Annotated in this window: 3 protein-coding genes; all 3 read right to left on the bottom strand. The window is 66.5% G+C overall.

All coding sequences use genetic code 11. The features are described from left to right. The coding region (locus tag QOD90_RS10180; RefSeq protein WP_526349215.1) for a saccharopine dehydrogenase family protein at window positions 1-996 on the bottom strand (996 nt) is incomplete at its 3' end. Window positions 997-1070: 74 nt separating this feature from the next. Continuing rightward, window positions 1071-2291 (bottom strand): cytochrome P450, encoded by a 1221-nt coding sequence (locus QOD90_RS10175; RefSeq protein WP_526349213.1) that lies wholly within the window; start codon window positions 2289-2291, stop codon window positions 1071-1073. A 4-nt stretch (window positions 2292-2295) separates the two neighbouring features. Beyond that, window positions 2296-2739 (bottom strand): tRNA-guanine transglycosylase (locus tag QOD90_RS10170; protein WP_526349211.1); only part of this gene is annotated, 444 nt, incomplete at its 5' end.

Here is a 2739-nt window from a genome sequence, read left to right as displayed (position 1 = left end):
ATACAGGTACGTCGAGCGCGGTTGCCCGTCCTTGCCGGTGCCGCGCACCCACAGGCCCGCACAGGTCTTGCCGGTCATCCGGTCACCGAGGCTCGCCGGGTCGGGCAGGCACGCGGCGACCACGTCGCGTGGGCTCACCTGCACTCCCCCGACCGTCACCTTCTCGGTGCTGTCGAGACCGACCTTGTGCAGAGCCTTGAGGACGTCGATGAACTCCTCGCCGAGGCCGTACTTGAACGTGGCGCGCTTGCACTTCACCCAGCGCGGCATGAGAAGGACTTCCTCGTGTTCGACGTTGACGCACTCGACGGGACCGATGCCCTCGGGGAAGTCGAAGACCTCCGGCTCGCTGAACGGGGCCGTGACGAACCAGCCCTTGTCCGCCTCCCAGATCACCGGCGGGTTGAGGCACTCCTCGATGGTCGTCCAGATCGAGAACGACGGCGCGAAGTCGTAGCCGTCGACGGAGAGATTCGCGCCATCGCGGGTACCGAGTTCGTCGATGTCGCTGAACAGGTGGTCCGCGGCATACCGGGCGAATACGTCGGAAAGCCCTGGTTCGACGCCGATGCCGACGAGGGCGAGGCGGCCGGCCTGCACCCACTGGTCCGCGACCGCGAACTGCTCGTCGCCGAGCTTGACGCCGGTCAGCTCGTACGGCTTGTCCGGGTGACGCGCCGACAGGCTCATCGCCATGTCGAGGTAGTCGGCGCCGCCCGCCATCGCGCCGTTGAAGATCGGCATGACGAAGCGCGGATCGACGGCGTTCATCACGTGCGTAATGCCATGCAGGCGAACGAGTTCCGCAATGGAATCCGCAGAGGTGGCGTCGACTCGTGCCGAGCTGAACCGCGGGTCGCCGACCGCGTCCGCGGCCGCCATGGCGCGTTCGCCGTCGTAGTCGCACACCACGATCTGCTCGAAGAAGTCGCGGCGCACCGCGATCGAACAGAACGCCGAGCCAACCCCGCCCGCGCCGACCAACAGAATTCTCATGCCGTAGAACGTACCAACTACCGCGGATTCGGTGTCAAACCGCTCGATGGGCGACTGAATCCTCGCCCAAACTGCTAAATGACGACTGAAAGCGTAGCGAGCCCGCGCAGGGTAACGTTCGGTTTGTAGACCGGTTCGCCCACCAGCCGAGCGTCGGGGAATCGCGCGGTGACCGCCGACAGTGCGACCCTCGCCTCGAGCCGGGCCAGCGGCGCGCCGAGGCAGAAGTGCACGCCGTGGCCGAATGCCAGGTGCCGGATGCCGTCACGATCCGGGTCGAAGACGTCGGGTCGTTCGAAGGCACTCGGGTCGCGTTGGGCAGCCGAGAACAGCAGCATCATCGTGTCGCCGTTGGGGACGGCGACGCCGCCGACCGTCATGTCGTCGGCTGCCACGCGGCCGACGAGTTGCACGGGTGGGTCGTACCGCAACGTCTCCTCGATGATCGCCGACGCACGCTCCGGATCGGCGGACAGTTCGCCCCAGTACCGGGGATGCCGCAGCATCGCCAGGACCGCGTTCGCGATCAGGTTCACCGTCGTCTCGTGACCCGCGATCAGCAGCAGGTTGCACGTCGCGACGATCTCGTCGGTGCTCAGCTGGTCGCCTTCCTCCTCGGCGGCGATCAGTGCCGAGATGAGGTCGTCGCGGGGGGCGGCGCGTCTCTGCTCGACGAGGTCGCCAAGGTAACCGCGCAACCACTTGCCTGCCGCCAGGCGCTCGGGAAAGCCCGTGGACGTGCCGGTGAAGGCGATGAACGGATCGAGCCCCTGGCCTAGAAGTGCTGATGCGGCAGTGAATTCCGGCTCGTCCTCGATGGGCACGCCGAGCATCCGGCAGATCACCGCGACCGGCAACGGATGGGCGAGGTCGGCGATCACCTCGAATCGGCCAGCAGCGACGACGCCGTCGAGCAGCTTGTCTACCAGCGCGGCGACGAAGCCCTCGAGTCCGCGGACCACCTTAGGTGCAAACGCTTGTTGCGCAAGCCTTCTCAGCCGGGTGTGGTCCGGCGGATCGAGGAAGAGGAAGCCCGGTTGCCCGAAGGGACGCGGATTGCCTCCCTCGGCGATCTGGCGCTGGGCGGCGGTAGACTTCAGTCGATCGACGGCCGTCGCCGGATGACGCAAGACGTCACTGCAATCCTGGAATGACGAGAAGACCGCGAGGTTGCCCTCGGGCAGGAGCATCGGTCCGCGCTCGCGGATCTGCCGGTAGATCGGATAGGGATCGGCGCGGTTCTCGGGCTCGAGCAGCCGGGCCAACAATCCCTGGGATTCCGTTGCGGTCGTCACCCATTCATTGTGCAGCCGCGTAGTACCGGCCAAGGACGTGCTCGCGGAGCTCGTCGAATTGCCCCGAGACGATCGACTCGCGGATCTGATCGACGAGCCGGACGACGAACCGCTCGTTGTGAATGGTGCACAGCGTCGAGGCCAACATCTCCTTGGCCTTGAACAGGTGGTGGACGTACGCGCGGGTGTAGTGCGCGCACGTATAGCAGTCGCACCCGGCATCGATCGGTCCGAAGTCGCGGCGGTTGCGCGCCGTCGTGATGTTGTACCGTCCGGCCTCCGAGTAGACGGCGCCGTTGCGAGCCACGCGGGACGGCGACACGCAGTCGAACGTATCGGCGCCAGCAGCCACCGCAGCGAACAGATCGTCGGGCTCGCTAATGCCTAGCAGATGCCGCGGCTTGTCCTCCGGCAACTCCTCGGTGACCCAACGGACGATGGTCGCGAG

The sequence above is a fragment of the Mycobacterium sp. genome, from assembly GCF_032161845.1.
In the GTDB taxonomy this organism is placed as follows: Bacteria; Actinomycetota; Actinomycetes; order Mycobacteriales; family Mycobacteriaceae; genus Mycobacterium.
This window is presented reverse-complemented; position numbering and strand designations above follow the sequence as displayed.